Source organism: Sorangium sp. So ce131 (assembly GCF_051519095.1).
Taxonomy (GTDB): Bacteria; Myxococcota_A; Polyangia; order Polyangiales; family Polyangiaceae; genus Sorangium.
Genome location: NZ_CP150455.1, coordinates 13961903 through 13987981, shown reverse-complemented (window position 1 = coordinate 13987981; position 26079 = coordinate 13961903). Strand labels below are relative to the sequence as shown.

Annotated in this window: 21 protein-coding genes; 8 read left to right on the top strand and 13 right to left on the bottom strand. The window is 73.4% G+C overall.

Annotated features, from left to right (window positions below; genetic code table 11):
* Window positions 1-125 precede the first annotated feature (125 nt).
* From WMF43_RS50900 to WMF43_RS50890, 3 genes are read left to right on the top strand one after another with little or no spacing between them, the layout of a single operon-like run.
* Window positions 126-1229, top strand: a complete 1104-nt coding sequence (locus WMF43_RS50900; protein WP_437676382.1) for a serine/threonine-protein kinase — start codon at window positions 126-128, stop codon at window positions 1227-1229.
* 7 nt (window positions 1230-1236) lie between these two features.
* The gene (locus tag WMF43_RS50895) at window positions 1237-1896 is read left to right on the top strand and encodes a hypothetical protein (protein WP_437676381.1); all 660 of its coding nucleotides are present in this window, start codon (window positions 1237-1239) and stop codon (window positions 1894-1896) included.
* Between the two features lie 8 nt (window positions 1897-1904).
* Entirely contained in the window at window positions 1905-2939 is a 1035-nt protein-coding gene (locus tag WMF43_RS50890) for an MBL fold metallo-hydrolase (RefSeq protein WP_437676379.1), read from the top strand.
* Between the two features lie 22 nt (window positions 2940-2961).
* Here WMF43_RS50890 and mobA read toward each other — a convergent pair whose 3' ends face one another.
* The 5 genes from mobA to WMF43_RS50865 form a co-directional block, all read right to left on the bottom strand.
* Window positions 2962-3681 carry a molybdenum cofactor guanylyltransferase gene (mobA, locus tag WMF43_RS50885; RefSeq protein WP_437676377.1) on the bottom strand — a complete coding sequence of 240 codons (720 nt, stop codon included), beginning with the start codon at window positions 3679-3681 and terminating at the stop codon, window positions 2962-2964.
* 95 nt (window positions 3682-3776) lie between these two features.
* Entirely contained in the window at window positions 3777-4538 is a 762-nt protein-coding gene (locus WMF43_RS50880) for a hypothetical protein (protein WP_437676376.1), read from the bottom strand.
* A gap of 60 nt (window positions 4539-4598) precedes the next feature.
* The gene (locus WMF43_RS50875; RefSeq protein ID WP_437676374.1) at window positions 4599-5504 is read right to left on the bottom strand and encodes a hypothetical protein; all 906 of its coding nucleotides are present in this window, start codon (window positions 5502-5504) and stop codon (window positions 4599-4601) included.
* Complete coding sequence (locus tag WMF43_RS50870; RefSeq protein WP_437676372.1) at window positions 5501-6124, bottom strand: RNA polymerase sigma factor; 624 nt, start codon at window positions 6122-6124, stop codon at window positions 5501-5503. Before WMF43_RS50870 ends, WMF43_RS50875 begins: the two co-directional genes overlap by 4 nt.
* Window positions 6121-7293, bottom strand: coding sequence for a hypothetical protein (locus tag WMF43_RS50865; protein WP_437676370.1), 1173 nt, complete (start codon window positions 7291-7293; stop codon window positions 6121-6123). The genes WMF43_RS50870 and WMF43_RS50865 overlap by 4 nt, the downstream gene beginning before the upstream one ends.
* Window positions 7294-7431: 138 nt before the next feature.
* On the opposite strand from WMF43_RS50865, the gene WMF43_RS50860 reads away from it, so the two are divergent.
* From WMF43_RS50860 to WMF43_RS50845, 4 genes are all read left to right on the top strand, one after another.
* Complete coding sequence (locus tag WMF43_RS50860; RefSeq protein ID WP_437676368.1) at window positions 7432-8715, top strand: CapA family protein; 1284 nt, start codon at window positions 7432-7434, stop codon at window positions 8713-8715.
* 248 nt (window positions 8716-8963) lie between these two features.
* Window positions 8964-9905 carry a hypothetical protein gene (locus WMF43_RS50855; RefSeq protein ID WP_437676366.1) on the top strand — a complete coding sequence of 314 codons (942 nt, stop codon included), beginning with the start codon at window positions 8964-8966 and terminating at the stop codon, window positions 9903-9905.
* Window positions 9906-9933: 28 nt separating this feature from the next.
* A complete protein-coding gene (locus tag WMF43_RS50850; RefSeq protein WP_437676365.1) occupies window positions 9934-11007 on the top strand; it encodes a UbiA prenyltransferase family protein in 1074 nt (357 codons plus the stop codon).
* Window positions 11008-11151: 144 nt separating this feature from the next.
* Window positions 11152-11895, top strand: a complete 744-nt coding sequence (locus WMF43_RS50845; protein WP_437676364.1) for a geranylgeranylglyceryl/heptaprenylglyceryl phosphate synthase — start codon at window positions 11152-11154, stop codon at window positions 11893-11895.
* Between the two features lie 70 nt (window positions 11896-11965).
* Here the strand turns inward: WMF43_RS50845 and WMF43_RS50840 are convergent, their stop codons facing one another.
* The 5 genes from WMF43_RS50840 to gspC form a co-directional block, all read right to left on the bottom strand.
* Window positions 11966-12808: a hypothetical protein gene (locus tag WMF43_RS50840; RefSeq protein WP_437676362.1), complete on the bottom strand. Its 843-nt coding sequence runs from the start codon at window positions 12806-12808 to the stop codon at window positions 11966-11968.
* Between the two features lie 64 nt (window positions 12809-12872).
* Window positions 12873-14711: a vWA domain-containing protein gene (locus WMF43_RS50835; RefSeq protein ID WP_437676361.1), complete on the bottom strand. Its 1839-nt coding sequence runs from the start codon at window positions 14709-14711 to the stop codon at window positions 12873-12875.
* 243 nt (window positions 14712-14954) lie between these two features.
* Entirely contained in the window at window positions 14955-16709 is a 1755-nt protein-coding gene (locus WMF43_RS50830) for a protein kinase domain-containing protein (protein WP_437676359.1), read from the bottom strand.
* 339 nt (window positions 16710-17048) lie between these two features.
* Entirely contained in the window at window positions 17049-17471 is a 423-nt protein-coding gene (locus WMF43_RS50825; protein WP_437676357.1) for a hypothetical protein, read from the bottom strand.
* A 474-nt stretch (window positions 17472-17945) separates the two neighbouring features.
* The gene (gene gspC / locus WMF43_RS50820; protein ID WP_437676356.1) at window positions 17946-18902 is read right to left on the bottom strand and encodes a type II secretion system protein GspC; all 957 of its coding nucleotides are present in this window, start codon (window positions 18900-18902) and stop codon (window positions 17946-17948) included.
* An 875-nt stretch (window positions 18903-19777) separates the two neighbouring features.
* Here gspC and WMF43_RS50815 point away from each other — a divergent pair.
* Window positions 19778-21322 carry a right-handed parallel beta-helix repeat-containing protein gene (locus WMF43_RS50815; protein WP_437676354.1) on the top strand — a complete coding sequence of 515 codons (1545 nt, stop codon included), beginning with the start codon at window positions 19778-19780 and terminating at the stop codon, window positions 21320-21322.
* Window positions 21323-21457: 135 nt separating this feature from the next.
* Here WMF43_RS50815 and WMF43_RS50810 read toward each other — a convergent pair whose 3' ends face one another.
* The 3 genes from WMF43_RS50810 to WMF43_RS50800 form a co-directional block, all read right to left on the bottom strand.
* Window positions 21458-22687 carry a molybdopterin molybdotransferase MoeA gene (locus WMF43_RS50810; RefSeq protein WP_437676352.1) on the bottom strand — a complete coding sequence of 410 codons (1230 nt, stop codon included), beginning with the start codon at window positions 22685-22687 and terminating at the stop codon, window positions 21458-21460.
* Between the two features lie 206 nt (window positions 22688-22893).
* Window positions 22894-24876, bottom strand: a complete 1983-nt coding sequence (locus WMF43_RS50805) for a DUF2330 domain-containing protein (RefSeq protein WP_437676350.1) — start codon at window positions 24874-24876, stop codon at window positions 22894-22896.
* A 108-nt stretch (window positions 24877-24984) separates the two neighbouring features.
* On the bottom strand, window positions 24985-26070 hold the full coding sequence (locus WMF43_RS50800; protein ID WP_437676349.1) for an ABC transporter ATP-binding protein: 1086 nt from the start codon (window positions 26068-26070) through the stop codon (window positions 24985-24987).
* Window positions 26071-26079: the final 9 nt, after the last annotated feature.

The window sequence follows — 26079 nt, the reverse complement described above, 5'->3', positions numbered from 1 at the left end:
CGCGGCGCGCGCGGCGTGGACGTGGGCGTGGGCGTGGCGCGCGTGTGCCCGCGGCGCCCCGCCGTCGCGGCGGTGGGCCTTGCAAAGGGGGCTTCGGGCGGGCTATCCCCGGAGGAGGGATCCCCATGTTGTGCCCTCGTTGCCACCGGCGGTACGCGGACGATCACCGCTTCTGCCCGCACGACGGCGAGAAGCTGGTCCAGGCCCTGGACATCCGGCGGATCCGCTCCCAGCCGACGGATCAGGTGGGCAACGTCATCGCCGAGCGGTACCGGGTCCGCGGCCTGATCGGCAGCGGGGCGATGGCGCAGGTGTTCCTGGCGGAGGACACGCGGGGCGGCGCGCCGGTCGCGCTGAAGCTGCTCGCGCCGACGTTCCGCCGCGAGCCCAAGCTGAAGGCGCGGTTCCTCCTCGAGGCCAAGGCCGCGGCCACGGTCGTGCACCCGAACCTGGTCGAGGTCCTCGATATCGGCCTTCACGAAGGGTCGCCTTACCTCGTCATGGAGTTCCTCTTCGGAGAGTCGATGAGCTCGCTGCTCCTGCGCGAGAAGCGGCTGTCTCCGGAGGCGGGCGTCCCCCTGCTCCTGCAGGCCGCGGCGGGGCTCGGCGCGGCGCACCGCGCGGGGATCGTCCACCGGGACGTGAAGCCGGCCAACGTGTTCCTCGTGGGCGAGAAGGGGGACGCGTGGGCGGCCAAGGTCGTCGACTTCGGGTTCGCCAAGCTGTACGAGCACTCCGGCCTCACCCAGGCCGGCGTGACGGTGGGCACGCTGGAGTACATGGCGCCCGAGCAGACCATCAGCGATCCTCCGGACGCGCGCACGGACGTCTACGGGTTCGGCATGCTCATGTACCGGGTGTTCTCGGGCAGGCTCCCGTTCAGCATCACGCGGGGCTCCTCCCCCGCGCTGTCGCCCGTGGTCGACGAGGCCATGGTGCTGGCGAGCCAGCTCATCACGCCGCCTCCGCCGCCCAACCTGGGCGCGAGCCCGGCCGCCGCGGCGCTCGAGGCCGTGATCATGAAGTGCCTGCGCAAGCGCCCGGAGAACCGCTATGCGTCGATGGAGGTGCTCAGCGACGATCTCAGCCGGATCGCACGGCCGGGCCCGCTGGCGGCGCACGCGCCGATCGCCTCGCCCGACGTGTACGCGGCGCGGACGCCCTACGGCGAGCACGCGGCGCGGTTCCTGTACAAACACCTCGGCAGGGTGCACGGCGCCGCGCCGTAGCCGCGACATGGCCCGCACGAGGCGCCTCCCGAGAGCCCGCACGCCCGCGGCGGCCGCCTGCGCCGCCTCCTTCGCCTGGTCGCTCGGCGCCGGCGCCGCGCCGGAGGAGCCGCCCCGCGCGGCGCCGGCGCTCGCGGCCGCCACCGGCGCGGCGCCGGCGCGCGCGGCCGCCAGCGAGGCCGCCACCGAGCCGGGCATCCGCCTCACCGCGCCCTGGCTCCTCGCCCAGCTCGTGCCGAGCCCCGAGCTGTGGAGCGGCCCGCGCGGCACGTACTTCGGGCTCCGCTGGCAGGTGACGCCGGTGCTCTACTCGTTCGGGATCAACCGCAAGCTCTCGCCGTGGCGCGCCTTCATCGTCGAGCCGCTCACGCGGCACTCGGGCTCGATCGAGCTGTTCGGCTCGCCCGAGTACATCCCGGCGCTGGACGTGTTCTCGAGGAGCTGGATGTTCCGCGGCGGCGTCCGCTCGTACTTCCCGCTCCTCGACCGGGGCGACACGATGTCGTGCTCGCTCGGCGGCTCGGCGCTCTACTTTCGCGGGCAGGTGGCGGCCTCGTACGAGGCGGGCTTCTACACCCTGTTCGGCTCCGTCGGCGCTCAGGTGACCTACACGCCGACGGCCGCCTTGCGATCGACGACGGTCACGCTCAGCATTCGTTACTTCTGACGCCGCGCATGGCCCCGCGCCCCTCCCGGTCGCCCTCGACCTCGCTCCTGCTCGCCGCGGCGCTGCTCGCGCTCGCGCTCGCGCTCGCGGGCCTGTCGTGTGTGCCCGCGCGCATCCTCGGGGGCAACGTGGCGACGCTGTTCGACACGCCGGCGCCCGTGCCCGACAAGGTGCACGCGCCCTACCGCCCCGAGGCGCGGCTCGCGGTGCTCTGGGTCGGGCACGCGACGACGCTCGTGCAGATCGACGACAAGCTCATCCTGACCGACCCGGTCTTCACGTCGACCGTGGGCGTCATCGTGAAGCGGCTCGTCGAGCCGGGGCTCGATCCGGAGGATCTGCCGCCCGTCGACGCGGTCCTCATCTCGCACATGCACCTCGATCACCTCTCGCTCGGATCGCTGTCGCTCATCGAGCGGAAGGTCCGCGCGCTGCTCGTCCCTCAGGGCGGGCTCGTGTACGTGCCGAACTACACGTTCGATAGCGTCGAGGTCCCCATGTGGACGACATGGCAGCAGGGCGACCTGAAGATCACGGCCGTCCCGGTGCGGCACTCCGGTTACCGCTACGGGCTCGACCGCGACTGGATGACGTCGAGCTTCACCGGGTACGTCGTCGAGTACCACGGGATCACCGTGTATTTCGGCGGGGACACCGCCTACGACCGCGCGATGTTCCAGGCGACCCGCGCGCGTTTCCCCGCGATCGATCTCGCCATCTTGCCGATCGCCCCCGTCACGCCGCGCGACTTCATGACGACCAAGCACGTCGATCCGGCGGAGGCGGTCCAGGCGTTCCTCGATCTCGGGGCGCGACGGATGCTGGCGATTCATTTCGACACCTTCATCAACAGCACGGATCAGTTCGGAGAGGCCCCGCGCGAGCTCCGGCGCGTCATGGCGGCGCGCGGCCTCGGCCCGGATCGGGTGATCTTGCTGAGGCACGGTGGGCAGCGGGTCCTTATCGACAGAGGAGCTCCGCGCGGCGCCGCGGCGGCCGGCCAGCGCGAGGCGCGCGCGCCGGGGATCTCGGCGGGGCGGTGACGGCCTCACGCCGCGCCCGGCGTCACCCCGCGGCGCCTGCCCCGCGGGCCCCCGCGTCGCCCTCGAGCTCGCGCAGCGCCGCCGCGTACGCCTCGGGTGTGTTGAGGTTGCGCAGCGAGCGCAGGCCCGGATCCGCCTCGCGGAGCCGCGGATCCGCGAGCAGGAGCTCCGGCTCGGCGACGAGCGTGCGCGCCCGCTCGAACAGCAAGGACAGCCGCAGCCGGTCCGCCGCGAGCAGCGCCGCCGCCTCGCCGCGCACCGCGCAGGCGTAGACGGCGCCGAGCGGGTGGTGGTGCCCCTCGGCCCGCGGCACGGCGATGGCGTAGCCGCCCGCCTGCAGGTCCGCGACGCGCCGCACGAAGGCGGGCTCCAGGAAGGGCGCGTCGGTCGAGGTGACATAGGCCCGCTCGGCGTGCGGCGCGACCGCCTCGAGCCCCACGGCGATGCCCTGCAGCGGTCCGCGGCCCTCCACCGGGTCGCGCGCGATCAGCACCCCCTCCGGCAGCGGCGGCAGCTCCTGCTCCGGCGCCGCGACCACCACGATCGGCCAGGCGGCCTCGCCGAGGCGCCGCACCACCCGCTGGAGCAGCGCCTCGCCCCCGAACGGCAGCCACGCCTTGGGGCGCCCCATCCGGCAGCTCCGCCCGCCGCACAGCACCACGCCCGCGAGCCCGGCCGCGCGGCCCACCCCGCCGCCCTCCTGCTGGCGATCGACCTCCGTCCGGACCTGCTCCTGCTTCATGGTTGCCCCGGCCCGGAGCATGCGCGCGCGCCGCGGCGCCGGCCACCGCGGCGGCTCGCTTCGAGGAGCGGGGCAGGGCGAGGCGCCCGGCCCCCTCAGGGGTCGCGCGTCAGCCGGACGTTGAAGAGGGCGTCCTTGATCGCCATGCTGCCGTCCGCGTCCTGCTGGTCGAACGCGACATCGAAGTCGACCCGTTGCGGCCAGAGCTCCGCATGCACCGTGCACGCGGACTCGTCACACTCGCAAATCATCGCGGTGCAGAGAGAGAAGTAACCGCACTCAAGCGGCTCCCCGCCGAGGAAGCAGCCGTCGCTGCCTATCGAGGTGCTCTGGTTTGCCTGGCAGAAGTATTGATCGACGAAGTAAGGGCGCTCCAGGGGGCGCGGCGTCTGGAGCTCGCACCAGCCCTTCCAGAGCTCCAGGGGGGCAACGTAGAAGCGCAGCCGGCGATCGGTGAGCTGCGCGTCGAAGAGCGTGAAATCGAACCCCTCGTAGGGCAGCTCGAAGTCGTAACCGGGCCCGTCGTAAGGCCCCTTCCAGGGGTCCGGGGGATAACCCACGTCGGGATCCGTGGGCGGGGCGACGTCGGGCTCCGCCCCGAAGCGCACCGTCCCCTGGATCGTCGAGCCCTCCACCGCGTCGATGTCGATCCGTACCTTGTCGGATCCCGAGCGGAACTGGAAGTTCTCGACGTATCCATCCCACCGCGCGACGAGCAGCGCGGCCGCGCTGGAGCCGTCGTTCCCGGGGCTCGGCTCGCCGCCGCCGATGGGCAGGACCTGCGACTGGCAGCCGGTGTTCCCGAGCAGGGTTCCGATGGAGATCAACGCGAGCGCGGCGCGATTCAAGAGAGTCATTGTTCCTCCCGTTTCATGAGGTCGACTCGTACATGGCCGGCGCGCCGGATATCCGTCTCTTCAGTCGAGCTTTTCTCGGAACGCGCACGAGGCGCGGATGCGCTCGACATGAACCGAGCCCGGCGCATCGCCGAGGAGCCGCTCGGCCTCCGCGCGCGCCTCCCGCGCCCGTCCGGCGGCGCAGAGGGCGAGCACGCGCGCGGCCATGCGCTCCTCGCGGAGCTGGCCGTCCGGGAATCGCACGCCAAGGTCGTCGAGGCGGGCAAGCGCGGCCGAAGGGTCGCCGGCCCGCACGGCGTCTTGCGCCTCCCGCAGCAAGGCCATCTCCGCGGCGAGCGTGCTCGCCCCTGTCGGCGGCCCGCCGCGCGCGTGTGCCGGCGGGGCGCCCGGCCCGCGCGCGGCGCCGCCAGACGCAGGCGTGCCGCCGGACGCGGGCGCTCGCGGCTCGGCCTCCGCGATCGGTGATGGCGGCCGCGGCGACCCCGGCGCGGCCGCCGGCGCAGCGGCGCTCGCGGGCTCCGGGGGCGCGGAGGCGAGCTTGGGGTCTGCTTCGACGGCGGCCGCTTCGGCGGCGGCGGGCGCCGGCGCGACGCTCGCAGGCGGCGGCGCCACGGTCGCGCCCGCCGGCGGCGCTGCGCCGACCGACGGCGGCGCGTCGACGCTCGCCCGGCCGGTGAAGAAGCCGCCGGCGAAGGCGACGGCGCCGATCAGCGCGCCCGCCGCGATCGCCTTCCCCGACAGCAAGCCGCCGGCCACCTTTCCCGACAGCGCGCCGCCGCCCGCCCCGACGCCGCCGGCCGGCGGCGGGGCCGGCGAGGGGGGCGCCTCCCCAGGGGACGCGGGCGGCGCGGCGGCCGAAAGCTTCGCCGCGAGCGCCGCGCGCAGCCGCGCCTTGTCGCACGGCGCGAGCCCGTCCTCGCGGGCGGCCCTCAGGAGCGCGCGCGCCCTGTCGGTCGGGTCGCTCATGGCCGCCCGCCCCCGCGCCTCGCCAGGGCGAGCTCGAACTCACGGCGCGCGGCGCGCAGCCGCGAGTAGACCGTGTTCAGCTTCACGTCGAGCGCCGCGGCGATCTCCGGCGCGCTCAGCTCCTCGATCTCCGCCATCACGAGCACCGCGCGCTTGTCGTCGTCGAGCTCCGCCAAGAGCGCGTCGACGAGCTTCAGCGCCTCGACCTGCTCGAGCTGCTCGGCGGGACCCGGCGCGCGGTCGGCCACGCCCGCGGGCAGCTCCTCGCCCCCTCCCTTGCGCCGGGCGAGGCGCCGGTGATCACGCGCCACCCGGCAGACGATCGCGAACAGCCACGCCTTCACGCTCGAGCGCGGCTCGAACTCGCCGAGGCGCCGGTGGACCACCAGGAAGACGTCCTGGAGGGCGTCGTCCAGGCTCGCGTCGCGCACGCCGAGCCGGCGGAGGTTTCGCCACACGAAATCGGCGTGCTCGTCGTACACCGCGTCGAAGTCGAGGGGCTCGCGCGCCCCGTGGACACCGGGGCGCGGCTCGAGGACGGACCCCGCGAAGGGGAGCGCCGGCGCGGGGGGCGTCCTCGTCACGCGCAGGACATGGCCGGCGCCCTCCGGATCCGTCACGGAAACTGCACCTCGACCCCCAGCGAGGCGCGGGCCGTGGCCGCGGGGATCCGGTGGACCGGGCCGATGCCGACGAGCACGAAGCGACCTCGCGTCACCGGGAAGAGGGCGTCGACCGATAGATGCGCCCGGATCTGATCCGAGAGCGCGTAGGTCGCGAGCGCCCCGAGCTGCGGCGCGATCCAGAGCGCCCGGTTCGAGCCGGGCGACGCCACGCCGAACCCTGTCGCGCCCATGGCCCCCGCTTCGAGACCGGCGCAGGGCCCGAGCTCGAACGCCTTGCGATGCAATGCGGAACAGAGACGGAGCCCGCCGGCGAGCAGCCAGACGTCGCCACCCAGGGTCGGCGCGATGAGCGCCTGCTGGGCGCCGAGGTAGAGGCCGGACACCTCGGCGCGGACGGACCCGATCAGCGCGCTGGCGGAGATGCCGACGCCCGGGGCGACGGCGGGGAGCGAGGAGGCGTCGAGTACGCCGGAGGCCCTGAGCGCGCCGCGTAGCTCGAGGTGCGGCGAGGGGCGCGCCTCGATCTGTGAGGCGGCCGGGGGCTCGCCGCCCTCCGGCGGGGGCGCGACCACGGGCTGGTCCGCGGCGGTGCGCGCGTCCGGTTCGGCCGCCGTGTCCGGCGCCCCGCCCGAGCCGGCGCCCGGCTCCGCGCCCGAACCGGCGCCCGGCTCCGCGCCCAAACCGGCGCCCGGCTCCGCGCCCGAACCGGCGCCCGGCTCCGCGCCCGAGCCGGCGCCCGGCTCCGCGCCTACCGTCAGGGCCGGATCCAGCGCCGCGGGGTCGCGGGCGGCCGCGTCCGGATCGAGGGCGAACGCGATGATCAGCGCCGCCGCATCGGCGAGCTCGGCGCAGCTCTCGCCGTGGAGCTCGCGCGACCGCGTCGTCTCGCCGAGCGTCGTCGTGAGGTGGAGGTCCCACGACCCGCGCTCGTTCCGGGACACCTCCGCGCGCGCCCTCAGCCTGGGCGCGCCGCCTCCCTCTGCGACCGACCGCCCGAGGCGCTGCTCGATCTCGGCCAGCACGCGCCCTCGATCCGAGCATCCGCCGGGGGCGATCCAGTCGAGGTCGACGCCCGGCGCGCCCTCTCCGGCGCGGGCCTCCGCCATCGGAGCGAGCGCGAGCGAGGCAAGCGCGAGCGAGAGCGCACGGTTTCTGCGGCTCACGGCGGCCAGGTCCGGGAGGGGCTGCGATCTCTCACTGCGCGCGGTTGCAAACGGTAACCCGGCGCGGGCGGCTCCTCGCCCGGATTCTTGGGCCCCTCCGCGCCCCCGTGGATAATGCGCGCCGAGAAGCCGCTCCCGATGCGCCGCGTCCACCTCTTCTTCGCGATGTGCGCCGCGGCCGCGCTGCTCGGCTGCGAGCGGCCCGCCAACGTGGGCGCCGGCCTCGCCCCGCCGCCTGCCGTCGCGCCGAACGCGCCCCGCGACGCCTCCCCTCCCCCGCCCCGCGACGCTGCCGCCCCGCGCGACGCCTCCCCGGCCGCGCCGGCCTCCCGCGCGCCGGCCTCCCGCGCGCCGGCCTACGCTCCGGCGTCGCCGGCCGACGCGATCACCCTCCTCGCGGGCGGCGACGTCTGCCTCGGCAAGGCGCTCGGCCAGGAGCTGCTCCGCGACCCGGCGCACGACCCGTTCGCCCCGGTCGCGGCGCTGTTCGCCGCGGCGGACGTGCGCTTCGTCAACCTCGAGAACCAGCTCAGCGATCAGGGCGGAGAGACGCAGCACCCGCGGCAGCCGCTGGTCTTCACGGGCCCGCCCGCCGGCGCGGCCGCGCTCGCGCGCGCCGGCGTCGACGTGGTGTCCCTCGCGAACAACCACATGTGGGACTACGGCAAGCGCGCGTTCCTCGAGACGCTCGATCACCTGGAGCGCGCGGGCGTCGCGTACGCGGGCGCCGGCCGGACGCGGCTCCGGGCGTACGCGCCGGTCGTCGTCGAGCGGCGCGGGTTCCGCGTGGCGGTGCTGGCCGTCACCGGCATCTGGAACCAGGGCTCGCTCTGGCAGCACCCGGCGCGCGAGTTCGTCGCGGCGGCGGAGCGGGACGGGCTCGCGGCCGCGGTGCGCGCCGCGCGCAAGCAGCCGGGCGTGGACGCGGTCGTCGTGAGCTACCACGGCGGCACCGAGTACCTGGACACGCCCCTGCCGCAGGCGCGCGCGGTCGCCCGCGCCGCCATCGACGCCGGCGCCGACGCCGTCCTCGGCCACCACCCGCACGTGCTCCAGGGCATCGAGCTGCGGCGCGGCCGGCCCATCTTCTACAGCCTCGGCAACTTCATCATGAAGGTGAAGAGGACCGGCCCCGCGGTCGAGCTCGGCATGCTGGCGCGCCTGCGCCTGCGGCGGGGCGCGCCGCCGCTCGCGGAGATCTGCCCCGTGCGCAGCGAGGGCCTCGGGACCGTCCCGCTCGCGGCCGACCCGCGGCGCGCCGAGACCGAGGCGGCCTTCCTCGAGCGGATGCGCCACCTCGCGGCGTTCGTCGAGTCCGAGCCGGCGATCGGCCCGTTCGCGGCCGACGGGTGCGCGCCGCTCGAAGACGCCGCGCAGGCCGCGCCCGTCTCGACCCCGGAGCTCGCCGGCCCGGTCCGCTGACCCGCTCTCGTGTCCAGTTCCGTGCGCCGGCACGGAGCTTTCTCAGGTTCCATTGCGATGAGTGCGGTCAGGACCTCAGGGGGTATCCGATCGCATCGTCCGATCGCATAGAAGAATGTTCTGTCGACCCGGAGCGGGTCCGCAATCGGGGCTAGATCGGGGCCAGATCGGGGCTAGATCGGAGCTTGACGTCCCCGAGACGTTTGGATTTGCTTTTCTCTTTTCCTCTCCCTCAAGGTAGACTTCTCATGAGCCCGCCTCCCCTGTCCCACGTCCTCTACGAGGTGCTCGTCTCTCTCTTGTGGCTTGGCTGCGCGGTCCATGCCTTTCGCCGGGGCAAGCACGCCCTCCTCCAGTTCCTCACGTTCTTCGCCTACGGCCTGCTCATCGAGTACGTGGGGCTCAACTACCGATCCCCGCCCGATTACACCTATGGCGACTTCTACCTGGTGCTCGCTCGCGGGGCCCCTCAGGCCTTGCCCCTGTGCATCGCGCTCGGGTGGGGGTGTATCATCCACGCTGGCATGCAGGCCGCACGACACCTCGAGCGGGCGCCGTGGTACCTCGCGCCGTTCGCGGCGGCCCTCCTGGGCATCGGGATCGATCTGGTGATCGACCCCATCGCGTCGGGCCCGATGGGGCTCGCCATGTGGCGCTGGAACCCCGCGGCGGACGCCTATTGGTGGATGGGCGTGCCAGTCACCAACTACTTCGGGTGGTTCGTGGTCCTGCTCAACCTCTCGTTGTTCACCACCCTCGGACACAAGCTGTTTCCCACAGAGCGGAGGGGGGCGTGGCAGGTCGTCCTCGTGCCGGTCGGGGTGGTGCTGGCGAGCGTCGTGGTGGACACGATCGAGCTGCTCACCTACATCCGGTATGTCTGGCGGCGACCGGCGGAGATCGTCGGATTGTTCCTCTTGATCGGCGTGGGCGCGGCCACCGTGCTCCTCTACCGTCCTCGCCTTGAGCGCGCGCCACGGCTGGACTGGACGGTGCTCTCGGTGCCGATCTTCTTCTACGGTTACTTCCTGTCCTGGTATTTCCTGACCGGGGCCCATCGCGCCTCCGGGGGCCTGTGGTGGCTCGGCGCCGTCCTTGCCCTCGCCGGCTTGTTCTTTTACACGATGCCCTATGCCGTGCTTCGCGGCTCGTCCACCAGGCGCAAGGACGACGGCAGGGCCCATGCCTGACGCGACGGGGCAGACCGGGAGATCGCCCATGGAGACATCCGCCACGCCGGCTCAAGACGGCCCCTTCGCCCGGGCCTGGAACGCCTTCCTGGCCTATCAGCGCTTCGTACGGCTGTCCGTCTTCGGCTTGACGGCGATGATGCCGCTCCTGGGGGCAGGAAGCGTGTCGGCTCGCCTGACGGAGGGGAGGACATGGGGGCTCGTGGCGGTGGCCCTCGCGTTCCACCACTACATCTATGTGCACAACGATGTCGTCGATCTGGCCGTCGATCGCGGGCATCCTCGAAGAGCGAAGTATCCTCTGGTCAAGGGCAGCATCCAGCCGAGGCACGCGCTCTGGTTCGCCCTCGGCCAGCTCCCCATCGCTTTCTTGCTGACCCTGGTCATGGAGGGGTCGTGGGCGGCGCACCTCGCGCTGGCGGTCGCGATCGTCGCCGGGGCCATGTACAACCTGTGGGGCAAAACCAACCCGTTTCCTCCGCTGACGGACGCCATCCAGGGCGTGGCGTGGGCCGCGCTCGTCTTCTATGGCGCGGCCATGGCCGAGGCCGCGCCGACGCTCCTCACCTGGGTGCTCGCGGCGCACATCGTCGTGTTCATCATCCTCGTGAACGGGATCCACGGCAGCTTGCGCGATCTGGTCAGCGACTGTGCTGCTGGCATGAAGACCACCGCCGTCCTCCTCGGAGCGCGCCCGGACGAGGAGGGGGGCCTCCACCTGCCTCGCCGGCTCGCGGCGTACACCTTCGGCCTGCAGGCGCTGTGCACAGGGCTGCTCTTCTGGCCGCTCGCGGTCAACGAGCTCGCCTACGACGACGCCACCCGCTGGTCCACCTCGGCCGCCGTGGCCCTCTTGCAGGTGGCCGCCATCGCGGCCGACGTGATCATGCTTCGGACCACGAACCCGAGCCGGATGTTCGGACCGGTGATGTTCCACATCATCGCGAGCCTGCTGAGCGTGATGGCGCTCTTCATGCCCTACGTGGCTCCTCCTCTCGGGCGCGCCGTCGTCCTCACCTTCTTCGTCCCCATCCTCATCTATGATACGTATTATGGTCCGGTGCTGCGGCGCCTGCGCCGGCGTGGTGCGCAGAATGGTTGAAGGGTCGCCGCTGCGACCGCCTGGGCGCCGCTCCCCGGCCGAGCGGCCGACGCGGGGCGGCCTCCTCCCGCGCGGGCTGGGTGCGGCGTGCGGGGATCCGGGCGCCGGCGGTTCCGTCAACCCCCTGCGAACGCGGTGCACACGATGAATGGAACGGTACCTGCCGAGATCTCCCGGAGCGGACCAGCGCGGCATTTCACGCTGCTCGACCCGGACCGACAATCTCCGGAGGCGGCGGGGGCAATGGCCTCGATGGCGCGGGCGATGGGCTCGGATGTGATCCTGATCGGCGGGAGCACAGCCGGCGGTGGAGCGACGGAGCGGACGGCGGCCGCGGTCAAAGCGGCCTGCTCCGCGCCGACGATCCTCTTCGTGAACGGAGCGGCGTGCCTGACGCGGCACGCAGACCACGTCTTCTGGATGATGCTGATGAACTCGAAGAGCCGCCGGTTCCTGATCGGAGAGCAGGTCGAGGCGGCCCCTCATGTCCGCGCGCTCGGCCTGAACCCGATCGGCACGGGGTACATCGTCATCAGCACCAGCGCGACGCCGACGACCGTCGAGCGGGTCGGCGCGGTCGATCCCATCCTGCCAGACGGCATCGACGCGGCGGTCCGCTACGCGCTGACAGCGCAGTACTTCGGGATGAAGTGCGTCTTCCTGGACGCCGGCAGCGGCGCAGATCGGCCTGTCCCGGTGGACATGGTGAGGGCGGTGCGGGACGCGCTCGACATCCCGCTCATCGTGGCGGGCGGGATACGGGACGACGCCGCCGCGGCGCAGGCGGTGGTGGCGGGCGCCGACGCCGTGGTCACCGGGACGGTCATCGAGAGGACCCCCGAGAAGCTCGGAGGCATCGTCGCGGCGATCAAGGGAGCGCGCCGCTGACGGGTTCGGCGGCGCCCCCGAGAACAGCGCGCCGCTTCAGCCGAGCCGCGAGGGCGGCGGCCACGCTCGATCACGCGCGCTCGCGGCGCGCGACGGCCACCTCGTCGACCGCCTCGAGCGCGCTCTCGACCTCGCGCACGAGCTCGTCCGCGGCCTGCTGCTCCTGGTCTTTGCGCGCCTCCAGGACCGAGGCGTCGAGGCGCGCCTCCACGCGCCGGAGCACCTCCGCGACCCGCTTGCCCTCGGCCGACGCGGCGTCCACGCGCCGCTGCTTCAGGGCGCCCAGCGCGGCCTCCACGGCGGGCAGGAGCGGCGCGGCGACGACGGGGTCGGCGGCCTTCAGCTTGGCCCGGGTGCGGTGCGCGATCCCCATCAGCTGGCCGAGCGGCGAGCGGGCGCGCCGGCGCTGCACCGCCCACCCGACCGAGGCGAGCACGCCGAGGCCGAGCAGGACGGCGGCGCCCTGCACGTACGGGGCGGCGCTCGGCGGCACCGGAGGCACGACGGCGTCCGGCACCTCAACCGTGATTCCCCCCTGCAGGCAGCTGTTCAGCTCCTTCACCGTCTGGAGCCGCGCCCGCGCGAGCGGCACGAGCCGGAGCGGGAGGCAGGGCGCCGCGACCCCCGCGAGCTCACACGCGGGCGCCGGCCCGCCGGTCGCGATGGCGTGGACCTCGTGGGTCCCCGGGTCGCGGCTCGTCATGTGAAAGCCACCCTGATCGAGGTCGACGAGCCCGCCGCTGTCCACCGACGCGCCCCCGGGCGCGCCGGCCGGCCAGGTCGTCGTCGCCGCGTCGACGACAGAGGCGTCGGTGGAGCAGACGAGCTTGCCGCGGAGGACGATCTCGCCGCCCGGCGCGACGTCGACGTGCTGGGCGGCCTGATCGCGCCGGAGGGGGAATGTCTGGGTCATGTGCGCGCCTCGGCTCCTCCGGTGGATCCCCCTCGAAAGCGGCCTCCCGCCATGCCGTCCGCCGTCAGTGGAGGTGCGCCCGCGAGGCGGTCTCGAGCAGCATGGCCAGCACGAGCGGGTCCCCCACGCCCGACGCCGCGCCCGTGTGGCTGCGCAGGCGCGCGAGGCGCTCGGCGTCCTTGAGGAAGAGCGGCTCGTTGAGCGACTCGGCCGCCGCGCGCAGGATGCCCTCCCGCTCGGAGAGCAGCGCCGCGGCGCGCGTGCGATCGCCGAGCGCGATCTGCCGGGCCGACTCGGCCAGCGTCTCGCCGGCCGCGAAGCCCTGGATCGTGCGGGCCACCGACGGGTCCACGGTCGCGGCGCTGTCGGCGTCGCCGGTCGCGTACGCGACCTTGAGCGGCGCCTCGTCGACGACGTTCTTCTTGGCGACGCGATCCTTGTACTTGAGCTCGATCGACGCGATGCTCCGCGCGTCCGCGCCGGCGGGCAGGCCGAGCTTCAAGAGCAGCGCGTGGCTGTCGTCGCGCGCGAACGCCGGGATGAAGAACCGCATCCCACCCTCGGCGTCGTCCTGGCGGTCCTTCTCGATGCGATCGCGCTTCTGCGCGTGCGCGTCCGCCGCGACCTCGATCGCCCGCACGCGCGCCGCCTCCGCGTCGCTCAGCCGCCGCGACCCGTAGACCTGGAGCAGCTTCACGTCGGGCTTCAGCCGCACCCGGAGCTCGACCGCGGTCGCGACCGGATCGAGGCGCTTGTCGAGCTCCGTCGCGAGCGCCGGGGCGATCTGGTCGGGGTCGCGCAGGTAGTAGTACCCGCCCGCCCCGTCGCTCGCGACGGAGCTCATGAGCGCGCCGTCGTAGTCGGCGCCGAGCCCGAAGGTGCTCGTCTGGATGCCGGCCTGGAAGGCGTCCAGCGCGAGCCTCGAGAGCCGATCCGAGCTCGTGATCCCGGCGTTCGCGCGCCCGTCGGAGAGCAGCAGCACCACCTTCACGGCGTCCTCCGGGATGCCCGGCTGGGTGGCCTGCACGTAGCCGAGCTCGAGGCCGCGGCCGATGTTGGTGCCGCCGCCCTCGGTGATCCCGTCGATGGTGGTCTTGATCATCGCGCGCCGCGGGCCGACGGGCCCGTCGGGGATCCGGACCTGGGCGTCGCTCGAGAAGGTGACGAGCGAGAAGTCGTCGTTCGCGTCGAGCTTGTCCACGAGGGCCCGCGCCGCGTCGCGCGCTCGCGCCATCGGCTCGCCCTGCATCGAGCCGCTCACGTCGAGCACGAGGTGCACCGACAGGTGCGGCCGCGCCGCGGGCGCCTGCGCCGTCGAGCGCAGCGCGACGCGCACGTGCACCGGGCCGCCGGCGGGCGGCACCTTCGCGCGCTCGAGGTCGGTGCGCAGGGCGAGCGCCGCGCCCTTGGGGGCGTCGATCGCGGGCGCGTACCGGGCGCCGACGTCGCTGACGAGCTCCCGCTCGGCGGGCGGGATGATGCCGCGCGCGACCGCGGACTCGAACGCCGCGAGGTGGCCGCCCCCGGGCCGGTACGTGGTGGCGAAGCGGCCGTTCGGGTCGATGGCCGCCTCGGCCGGGGCCGCGACCGTGGCCGAGGGGGGTGCGCCCTTGGCCGCGCCCTCGCCCACCGCCGCCAAGCCGGGAGCGGCGTACGGCATCGCGATCCCGCCGCGGAGGGCGTTGTCCGCGGCCGCCGGCGAGGGCGCGGCTGCGCCGGCGCGCGGCGCCTCCAGGCCCGCTGTCGCCTCGACCCTCTTCGCCCCGGTCGCCGACGCCGGCGCCGAGTCCATGGCCGCCGGCGCGCGCTGATCCATGCAAGCGAGCCCTCCCGCCGAGAGGCCCAGCGCCAGCGCGCTGCCGAGGAGTGCCGTCTTCCCCCACATCCTTCCGCGTTCGCTCATTGGCTTGCTCCCTACCCGCCGTTCACGGGTGTTCCGCTCAGACGGGCCGGCGTCGCATTTGTTCTGTCGCCCCGTGCCCGAGCAAAACGCCGCCGCAGCCGTGAGGTCATCGAGGATATCCGGAAGACGCCCCTCCGGGCGGGAAACACGCGCCGGCCTCGCCGGGCCGCCCGGCGCCGGGATCACGAGGACGACCCCGGAGATCGCGAGTGGGCTGGCCGTCGGGGGGAGCCGCGGGCACGCCTAATCGAAGCCGGGCGGCATGAGCGGGTTGCTCGCGCTCGTCCCGGGCACCTCGCCGGAAGGAGCCGAGCTCGCGGACGGCGCCGCTGCGGGCTCGGGTGTCCCTGCGGGCGCCGGCGCCGGCCCCGGTTCGGGCCCTCGCATCGCCCCGGGCACCGGCGCCGCTGCTGCGGACCGAGTCCTCTTCACTGGGCTGGCCCCCCGAGGCGGTGCCAGCACCAGCTGCGGGGGGCGCGCCCCCGCCTCGGTGATGACGACCTGCGCCGTGAGCTCGGCCTTGCCGCTGGCGACACGCACGTCGTGGGAGGTCCCGAGGGGGCCGGTGAGCGCGACCTTGCCGTCCTTCACGGGCGCGGGGGAGCCGTCGATCTGCACCGAGGCGTCCCTGGGGACGATCTTCAGCTCGACCCGGCGCACGAGGGCGGGGCGCTCCGCGCTGGTCGGCGGCGCGGGCGCCGCGCTCTCGACCGGGGGCGCCTTCGGGGGGTCGCCTGTCGTCGGGGGCGCCGCGCTGTCGGCCGAGGGCGCCTTCGGGAGGTCGCCGAACGCGACGTGCATGCCCGTCATCGCCGTGCTGGGCGAGGTGATCGGCCGGAGCGTCACGAGGCCGCCGAGGCCCAGGGCGATCAGCAGGGCGACGAGGAGCGGTAGCTTCTTCGAGGCCCGGCGCGGCGCCGGTGCCTGCTGGCTCGCCCGGGGCGGCTCGTCCGTCTCGAGCGCGGGCGCCGTCGCGCTGTCGGTGGTCTGCTCTCGCCATCGGTGCGGGGTTTCCCCGCTGCTGGAGCCCCGCCGGGTCGGGCGCGACGCCGCGCGGACCTCGAGCTTCGGCGCGACGGTGAGCCGCTCCGACGGCGGGAGGGGGACGAGCATGCTCTCGTCGAGCGACAGCGCGTCGTCGCCGAGGATCGGCTGGATCACCTCGAGCATGGCCGAGGCGCTCGGGTACCGGGCCAAGGGCAAGTACTGGAGCGCGCCGTCCACGACCGCGGCGACCTCGGGCGGGACCCACGGCGCGAGCTCCTGGACCGGCGGGGGCAGGTCGGAGACCAGGGCGGCGATGAGATCGCCGAAGGCCTCGACCTCGTCCGTCGGCGTGCGCCCCGCCAGCGCGTGGTAGAGCACGATCCCGAGCGACCAGATGTCGGTCCGGTGATCGATCTCCTTGATGGCCCGCGCCTGCTCCGGGGACATGTAGCGCGGCGTCCCGAGCATGCTCCCGGACCGGGTGAGCCCCGTCGTGTCGCGGCGATCGTCGTGCGCCTGCTTGATCTTGGCGATGCCGAAATCGAGCACCTTCACGATCAGGCCGCCCTCCTCGCGCCGCGCGAGGAACAGGTTGGCAGGCTTGACGTCCCGGTGCAGGACGCCGGCATCGTGCGCCTTTTGCAGGCCGACGCAGGCCTGGGCCACGATCCGCAGCGCGACCTTCGGGGGCAGCGGGCCGAGGCGATGCAGGACCTGCGCGAGATCCTCGCCGCGGAGGTACTCCATGACCAGGAACGGCGAGCGCGTCTCCTCGTCCACGCCGGCGTCGAGCACGCGGACGATGTGCTCGGTCTCGATGGCGCTCGCCGCCTTGGCCTCGCGCTCGAACCGCCCCGCAGCTGACCGGCTGTGCGACAGCTCCGGGTTCATGATCTTCACGGCGACACGGCGCTTCAGCTCCGTATCGTGGGCCTCATAGACGGCCCCCATCCCTCCCCTGCCGATCAGTCGGCCGAGGATGTACCTGCCGCTCAAGGTCTTGCCGTCCACGAGGCTGGTCTACTCTAGGGCAGATGTATGCGGGGTCTCAATCCTTATGCGACCGAGCTCTCCCCACCGCAGCATCCGTGCTCATCCGTCGGTTTCTTGCGCGGGCATCCGCCGAGCACCGCGTCAAGAGCCCTCCCGTTGTGCACAGATCAAGAGATAGGAGGATATCACAGGAATGCGCCGGAGTCTTGCGCCGCAATCCGGTCAATGTGGGCTCGAGCCCCCTCGTGAGGGGGCTCGTACCCCCTCGTGAGATGCGCGCGCCGCGGCGCGCGTTCACTTCACCTCGCTCACCTCGCTCACCTCGCTCACCTCGCGAGCGCCGGGCGTCGCCGCGCCTCAGCGCGGGGCGGCGTCGAGGCCGCCCGCCCGCGGCGGCTCGGCCTTCGGGGCGCGCGCCGAAGGTACCTCGAGCCCCGCGGCGCGGGCCAGCCCCAGCGCCCCCTCCACGGCCGCCGCGACGAAGCCGAACGGGCTCGCCCCGTCGACGGCCGTGACGTGCACCTCCCCCATCCGCTGCTGGAACGCGGCCGCGAGCGCCGGCATCTGCTGTGCCACGGTGAGCCGGACGATCTCCGGAGACACGGTGTTCTCGATCTCGCGGAGCGCCCGCGCGCGCTCGAGCTCGAGCTCCTGCGTGAGCCGCGCCTTCTTCGCCTCGATCTCGGCGATCGCGAGCTCGGCCTCGGCCACGCGCAGGCGCGCGGCCGCGATCGCCGCGCGCTGCGCGAGCAGGTCGACCTCGTGGGCGCCCGCGGCCATCTCCGCCGCGTGGCGCGCCGCGGCCGCCTCCGCCTCGAGCGTCGTCTTCTCGATCTCGGCCCTCAGCGCGAGCGCCGCGCCCTGCCGTTCATGCGCGAGCCGCGCCTCCGTGAGCCGCGCCTCCGACGCGAGCTCCTCGAGCCGCGCCCCCTCGCTGGTCTCCTGGCGCCGCCGCTGGATCTCGACCTCGGCGGAGAGCCTCGTCAGCTCGATGGCCCGCTGCGCCTCGGCCTCGCCCTGCCGGAGGGTGCGCTCGGTGAGCAGCGAGGCCTCCGGTGCCCCTGCGGTGCTCGATGTGTGTCATGGCCTCTCCCTCGCGAGGGCGGGATTCGCAGGAACCGGACCAGGCGGGAGGCCCGGGGAAAGCAGGCCTCCGGCGGCCGCGCCCCGCGGCGGCTCGCCGGGGTGCTCCGCGATGGAGCGCGGCGCCGATCCAGAACGGAGCGCCGTCGCGGCCGGCGCCGCGGCGGCGCGTCAGCGGAGGTTCACCCGGAGCCGCATCGGGCGGCCGTTGCGCTCGACGAGGACCGACACGCGGTTGTCGGAGCGCATCCGCGTGTACGCCATCATCGCCTTTTCCGGGTCGGTCAGATCGATGCCGTTGACCGACCGCACGAGATCGCCGCTCTGCAGCCCGAAGGACTCGAGCACCGAGCCGGGCTTGATCGTCATCTTCAGCCCGACCACCTGGTTGTCCCGCATCTCCGGGATGGCCGCCGAGGTGTGCGTCACGAGCTCGGGTTGCGCGAAGATCTGCTCGGCGGCCGATCGTTCGATGTCGATCTCCGTCTCGCTCACCCGGCGGATGTTCGAGGCGATCTCCGGCGGGACATCGCTCCTGCCGCGCGCGCGGGAGGAGGGCGCGCGGGGCGGCTCCGGCGCGCGAGGCTGCGCCTGCGGCTCGGTTTTGCCGCCGCCGCTCCGGTGGCCGAGCCGCATCTGACAGCGCCCGCCCGCGGAGGTCAGGACGACGCGATCCCACGCGATGTCCTCGATCTTCCGGCCGGCGAGCTCCGCGCCGCGCCGCCCGAGCGCGGTGCGCCCCTCGTCGATCTCGATGGCCGCGAACGACCACGCCGGATCGTCGGACGCCGCGATCAGCACGACGCGACCCGTGTCGCAGGGAGGCGCCTTGTTCGGATCGAGCGTCGAGGGATCCGTCGGCCCCGCCGCGGCGTCCCCGGGTCGCGCGCCGAGCGGCCCCGTCGTCGAGTCGAACGGATTGCGCTCGAGGATCGGCGCCGCGCTCGGCGCGCGGCCGTCGGGGAGCGGCGGCTCGGCGAGCGCCGGCGCGCCGGACGGAGCGCCGGACGGCGCGATCGCGCGCGAGACGAGAGAAGAGACCCCGGAGGCCTGCCAATACGCGGCGACCGCGACCAGGGCTCCCAGGATGAACGGGAATGCGCGCTTGACGAACGCGTCGGGGTTCATTCGTAACGCTCCTCTGCCAGGGCGCGCAGGGCGCGCCGGGCGCGCCGGGGCCTCGCGCGGCGCGTGTCCCGCCGCGGCCGCTCCGCTCGCGGCAGTGCACGCCCGCGCCACCGCCGCGACCGCCACGCCAGGGCAGCACCGAGCGTGCCCGCTCAGACCCGATCGCGGCGCGCCACGACGCCGTCCGGTCCGGGCAATCGCCGAGAGGAAGGTGAACGGAAGGGCGGTGAACGGAAGGACGGTGTGCCCTCGCCGCTCGACCCGAGGTGCCTCGCAGCAGCGCCGAGCCGCACACGCGGCCGCCGTCGCCGACAGAGCTGCACGCCGAACCTCAGAACCGAAAGGCGCACGCCCGGTCCTGCGTGGGAAGTGCCCGAAATCAGGCGGGAGGGTGCTTGGTCCACCTCCTGCTTACGATGCACGGCAGAGCGCCCGTGACGGTTTCCCCCCCCCACCGTCGAATGGGCGCTCTGTTTTTTGTGCTGGCTCGTCCTCCTGCGCCCCGGTGAGGGCGCTGTGAACCAACCGGCGACCGCGCGGGAGAGCCTCGCACAACGTGGGTTCCCCCTGGAAGCGCTGGATAACGCTGGAGACTGAGCGCGCCACCCGCCCGCGGGGTGAGCACCGCGGCAGGCGCAAGGAGCGCGCCGGCGCGCCTCGTGAGCGAGGCGAACGATGCCAGCGATGCGCGATGCGCGATTCCAAAGCGCCGCGGTACGTCCTGCACTTCAGTGCGCAGAAACCTGCGAAGTCAGCAGCTTCCGCACATGACAACGGCTGCCCATGTGTCAATGTTCGGGCACTGCGCGGTAATGTCTGCAACGGTACTAGAAAATTACAGCGCAGCTTATCAAAGGCATGGGGAGGATTCATCCGTGAGAATTCGACTTTGCATGGCGGGTCTGCTCCTCGTCGCGGGCTGCACCGGCGAGATCGGCGACAGGACGGGCAACGGCACGACGAAGGCGCCGCTCCCTCCGCCCGTCAACATCCCTCCAGTCAACATCGAGTGTACCCACGTCGGGCTCGGCAAGGATTACCAGGTCGGCCCAGAGAAGGAGTTCGAGACGATCGGCGACGTTCCGTTCGAGTCGCTCGCCGCCGGCGATACGGTGCGCATCTTCTGGCGCCCCGAGGCGTACCACGAGAAGCTCATGATCGGAGGCCAGGGCACGGCGGAACAGCCGATCCGGGTCTGCGGCGTCCCGGGGCCGAACGGCGAGCTGCCGGTGATCGACGGCGAGGACGCCACCACGCGGCCCGAGCTCGATTTCCCCTTCGACGGCCACCAGGTCAGGGGGCTCGTCGCCGTCGGGCACAAACACGACGACGACTACGAGCTCGATCCCACCCACATCGTGATCGAAGGGTTCGAGATCAGGAACGCGTCGCCCCCGTACCGCTTCACCGACAAATCGGGGAACGTGGTGCCTTACGCGGACAACGCGGCCGGCATCTACGTGGAGCGCGGCCACCACGTGACGATCCGCGGCTGCGAGGTGCACGAGAACGCCAATGGCCTCTTCATCGGCACGGCCGGCGGCGACATCCTCACCAAGGACGTGCTCATCGAGTCGAACTACATCCACGACAACGGCAGCCTCGACAGCTATAACCAGCACAACGTCTACAACGAGGCGTCGAACGTCATCTACCAGTTCAACCGCTTCGGCCGCACGCGCGGCGACAACGGCAACAACATCAAGGAGCGGTCGGCCGGCGTCGTGATCCGGTACAACTGGATCGAGGACGGCGCCCACCTGATCGACCTCGTCGACGCGCAGGAGGCGCCCGACCTGATCGATCTGCCGTCGTTCCACGAGACCTTCATCTACGGCAACGTGCTCCTGCGCACGGGTTACCAGCCCTCCATGATCCACTATGGCGGGGACAGCGGGGAGACGGAGTACTACCGGAAAGGCACGCTCCACTTCTTCGCCAACACCGTGTTCGTCAGGAACGAGGCCTACGAGGACTACAACCGCTCCGCGGTGTTCGAGGCCTCGACGAACGACGAGCGGATCCACGCGTCGAACAACGTGTTCGCCAGCAGCGTGGAGCCGACCGACATCCGCGCGGTCACCTTCATGGGCGACCGCGACGACGTGGCCGCCGGGCTCCTCGTCCTCGCCGGGAACTGGGTCACGAAGGGGTGGTCGGCGTTCGATCCCGTCCCGGGGCCGAAGGTGATCGGGAAGGTGGACGGCCTGGACAGCTCGATCGTCGGCACCGAGCTGCCGTTCTCCTCGGTGGACGGCCAGGATTACAGGCCGCTCGACGGCGCGGCCCTCATCGGCGCCGGCTCGGCGCTCCAAGGTCTGCCGACGGTCGATTACCAGTACGTGGTCCACCAGCAGGCCACGCCGCGCAACGACGGATCGAAGATCACGATCGGCGCGTTCGGGCTCCAAGTACAGTAACGGATCGCCGAGGCTCGCCCCTGGTCGCGCGGGGGGTCGGGGGTTGTGCCGAGTGGCCGGCTCCCTGGGCGGTCACCCGCCCAGGGAGCCTACCGCCTCCCAGCGCCAGGGACGAGCCGACGCGGAGGCAGCGCCTCACGCGTCGTAGAGCAGCACCTCGACCGCAGCGCCCTCACCGTAGCCCTCGTCGTCGCCCTGAACGATCACCACGCCGTCCGCGCGCGTCGTCGACGAGAGGATGGAAGCGCCGGTCGTCGCGATCGGAAACACCCGATCTCCGTCGACGCGCACCCTCACGTAATCGACGCGGCCGAGCTCGGAGGTGATCTTGCTCGCCACCACGCAGCGCCTGCGCCGGTGCGGCCACGCGCGCGGCAGACCGCCGAGCACGCGGATCGACGGGCCGGCGAAGAATTCGTAGGCGCAAAGGCACGACACCGGGTTTCCCGGCAGCAGGAACACCGGCCGGCCGCCGGCCAGGAAGCCGAAGCCCGCCGGGCCGGCGGGGCGCATCGAGACGCCGTGGATCGAGAGCTCGCCGAGCTCCGAGAGGACGAGCGGCGCGTGGTCCTCAGGGCCCACCGAGGACCCGCCGGAGACCAGCACGACGTCGCCCGCGGCCGCGGAGAGGGCGGACCGCACCGCGTCGCGCCGGTCGGGGACGTACTCGACCGCGACGTCCTCGGCGCCGTCGCGGCGCGCGAGCGCCGCGAGCACCAGGCTGTTCGAGTCGACGATGCAAGCGCCGGCCGGCATGCTCCCGGGCGGCAGGAGCTCATCGCCCGTGATGAGGATCCGCACCGACGGCCGCCGCACCACCCGGAGCGCGGCGACGCCCGTCGAGGCGAGCACGCCGACGTCCTGCGGGCGCAGCCTGCGCCCGGCCGAGACGACGACGGCGCCCGCCTCCACGTCCTCGCCGACCGCCGCGGCGTGTTTGCCGGGCGGCACCGGCTGCAGCGCCCGCACGACCTCCGCCCCGTCGCGGCCCGCCGCCTCCTCGGCGTACTCCGCCATGAGCACGGCGTCGGCCCCCTCGGGCAACGGCGCGCCGGTCGTGATCCGCACGGCCTCGCCCCGGCCGATCGCGCCCGCGTGAGGGCGACCGGGGAACGACTCGCCCACGATCGCGAGCTCGACCGGCGCGGACGTGGTCGCGCCGGACGTCGCCTCGCCGAGGAGCGCGTAGCCATCCATCGCCGCGCGGACGAAGTGCGGCACGCTGGCCCGGGCGACCACGTGCTCGGCCGCCACCCGCCCGGCCGAGAGGGCGACCGGGACCACCTCATCGCCGAGCCGCTGGATCCGCCGCTCCAGCACCTCCAGCGCCCGCGCGACCGTCGCGCGCTCGCGAAAACCTCGCATCCGGACGTCGCGCATCAAGGCTCCGTGGAGCGGGCGCGGACCTCGGCGCCGAGCCGCTCCTGCGCGAGGCGTTCGGCGGAGCTGGCGGTGAGCCTGCAGGCGGGAGCGTTCACGTCGTGACCTCGCGCGGGAGTATGCCACGGGGCGGGCCGCCCCTGGGCGCAGACACGCCCGGGACGCCGCCGGCCGCTGGCTCGCGCTGGCTCCTACCGCCCGCCGCCCCGCCGGGGCCGGCTCGCGCGCCGGATCGGCGCGAGCAGCGCGAACGCGCCGAGCGCCATGACCGACAGCTTCGGTCCCCGCTTCTTCCGGGCGCTCGAGCGCCGCTCGCCCGCGATCGAGCAGTCCTCCGACTCGGCGGAGTCGTCGGAGCCCCCGCTGCAGCTGTCGCCGCCGGAGTCTTCTTCGTACTCGGGGTCGCTCGTGTCGCCGCTGCAGTCGTCCCCCTCCTCCTCGTACTCGGGGTCGCTCGTGTCGCCGCTGCAGTCGTCCCCCTCCTCCTCGTACTCGGGGTCGCTCGTGTCACCGCTGCAGTCGTCCCCCTCGACCTCCTCCTCGTACTCGGGGTCGCTCGTGTCGCCGCTGCAGTCGTCTCCCTCGACCTCCTCCTCGTACTCGGGCGCCGGCTCGCTCGTGTCGCCGCTGCAGCCGTCGTCCTCGTAGGCGTCCGCTTCGTCGTAGGTGTCGTCGTCCTCCACGTCGGTGTCGTCGACGACCACCGTGTCGGCGGTGCTCGCGCAGCCGCAGCCCACGTCGGCGTCCGGCCCCTCGTCGTCATAGGCGCCCGGGACGTGCACGGTCGGCGAGCCGCCGCTCGTGCTGTCGCCGGAGCTCGCCCCGCCGAGCCCAGCGCCGCCGGCGCCCGACGAGCTGCCGGCGCCCGCGCCGCCGGCGCCGTTGTCGAGGGGGCACTCCATCAGGCTGACGCGGCCGGCCCTCACGACCGGCGAGACGGATCGGCCCGCCCCGAAGGTCAGCGGCCAGTCCGTGCCGGCCTGCCCGGGCGCGACCCAGAGCGAGGCGCGCGTCAGCCACACCGACGACGGCGCGAGCCCGGAGAGCGCGACCGCGAGGTCGTCGGCAATCGGACCGCAGCGCAGAAGATCCGGATCGGTCTCGTCCCGCCCGGGCGACTCCGCGCACTCCGAGGATCCATCGACCACCCCGTGCTCGGCGCGCGGGCAGCTCGCGGCGACCGGGAGGCTCGACTCCAGCGCGGCCGCGGCCACCGCGGCGCACGTCCCCGGCGCGTCCGAGGCGTCGCCGTACGCGACGGCGCGGGCGAAGTAGGCCTTCACCACGCTGTCGATGCTGTCGCCGCCCAGGGCGACGCTGCGGCTCAGCGCCTCGTGGCTCGCGCCCTCGACGAGCGCCCCGCGGAACCCCGCCTGGGCGAGCGCGTCGAGGCGGATGTCCTCGTAATCGCTGGCCTGCGACCTCGCATCCCAGGTCAGCGACGCCGCCGGAAGCCTCACGGGCGCCGCGCTCGGCAGCGCGCCCCGGCCGTCGCCGAGCAGCCACGCCGTCACGAGCACGCCGTCGTCGCCCGCCCGGGTCAGCGACAGCGGCAGGAGCGGCTCGCCGCCGGCCGCCACCACGCGCAGCGCCTTCGTGATCGCCGGGCCGCCGGGCGCGTCGAAGCGGGCCGCCGCGAACCGCACCCCCTGCAGGGCGGCGAGCTGCGCGGCCGTCTCGGGCGAGAGCGCGAGCCCGGCCGACGCAGCCCAGAGCGCGACCGCCTCCGCGTCCGCGAGCACCGTCACCTCGCTCGGCGAGAGCGTCGCCTCGTGCGCGAGCTGCCCCACCACGTGGAACGGGCTCGCCCCGGCCTCCTCGCCCGGGCAGTAGGGACTCACGCCCTGCGGAGGGAGCACGCGCGGCGCGGTCGCCGCCTCGAGCGCCTCGAGCCACGCGTCCGAGCTCACGTCGATCGCCGCGAGCGGCGGCACCGGCACGACGAGCGCCACGGGCCCGCCCGCCCCCTGGAAGCGCAGGCTCGTCCAGAGCGCCGTGCGCTCCGGCCCCGCCGCGACCGCGATCCGCTGCTCGATCGACGCCTGCCCGGCGCCGGGGAGCCACGCGCCCGCGGCGAGGGCGTCGCCGGGGGCGGCGGAGATCGAGAGGAGACCTGCTGGGAGGACAAGCGCAAGCGACCGTCGGAGCATGCGAGGTCGGATGGCAAGCAGCATGCCCCCATCGTACGCGGTGTTCGCTGCCGACTTCCACGCTGCCGCGGCCGGATGAGAACCGCAGTTCACGACGCTCCGGCGCCACAGTCGGCGCCGGGCCGCGGCGGCTCACTCCTCGTGGACGATCACGATGTCGTCGGGGTGGAGGTGGCAGAAGACCCTATCCCCGGCGTGCAGCGCCGCCTGGCCGGAGCTCTCGTTGGCGACGACGGCCGTGAGCGCGAGCCCGGAGTCGGTCCGGAGCCGCAGCTGGTCGGTCGCGCCCTTGAACAGCTCGTCCTCGACCCGCGCCTCGAACGCGCTCTCGTAGCCGCCCTGCCGCTCCTTGCGGAGCGCGATCTTCTCGGGCCGGATGGAGATGAGCGCGCTCTCCGCCCCGGACGCGAGGTGCTCGGCGTTGACGAGCAGCTCGATCCCCCCCTCGAGCCGCACCCGCGCGCGATCGCCGCTCCGGGAGAGCACGGCGGCGCGGAGGATGTTGGCCTGGCCGATGAAGTTCGCGACGAACGTCGTCTTGGGCCGGTGGTAGATCTGCGACGCGTCGCCGAGCTGCTCGATGCGCCCCTTGTTGATCACCGCGATCCGGTCGCTCATCGTGAGCGCCTCTTCCTGGTCGTGGGTCACGAACACGAAGGTGATCCCGAGCTTCTTCTGGAGCTCCTTGAGCTCCACCTGCATCGCGTGCCGGAGCTTCGCGTCGAGCGCCGAGAGGGGCTCGTCGAGCAGCAGCACCCTCGGGCGGCAGACGATCGCCCGCGCGAGCGCCACGCGCTGCCGCTGCCCGCCGGAGAGCTGCGTCGGCTTGCGATCCTCCATGCCCCCGAGCGACACCATCGCGACCGCGGCGCGGACCCGCTCGGCCATCTCCGGCTTGGGCACCTTCTTCATGCGCAGCCCGAAGCTGATGTTCTCCTGCACGGTCATGTGCGGGAACAGCGCGTAGCTCTGGAACACCTGGTTCACGTCCCGCCGGTAGGGGGGCTCGTGCGTCACGTCCTTCCCCTCGAGCAGGACGGCCCCGCTCGTCGGCGTCTCGAAGCCCGAGATCATCCGGAGCAGGGTCGTCTTGCCGCACCCCGAGGGGCCGAGCAGCGTGATGAACTCGCCCGCCTTGATCTGGAGATCGACCTCGCTCACCGCCTGGAAACCGCCGAACCGCTTGGTGACCGCGCGGAGCTCGACCATCACATCCATCGATTTACC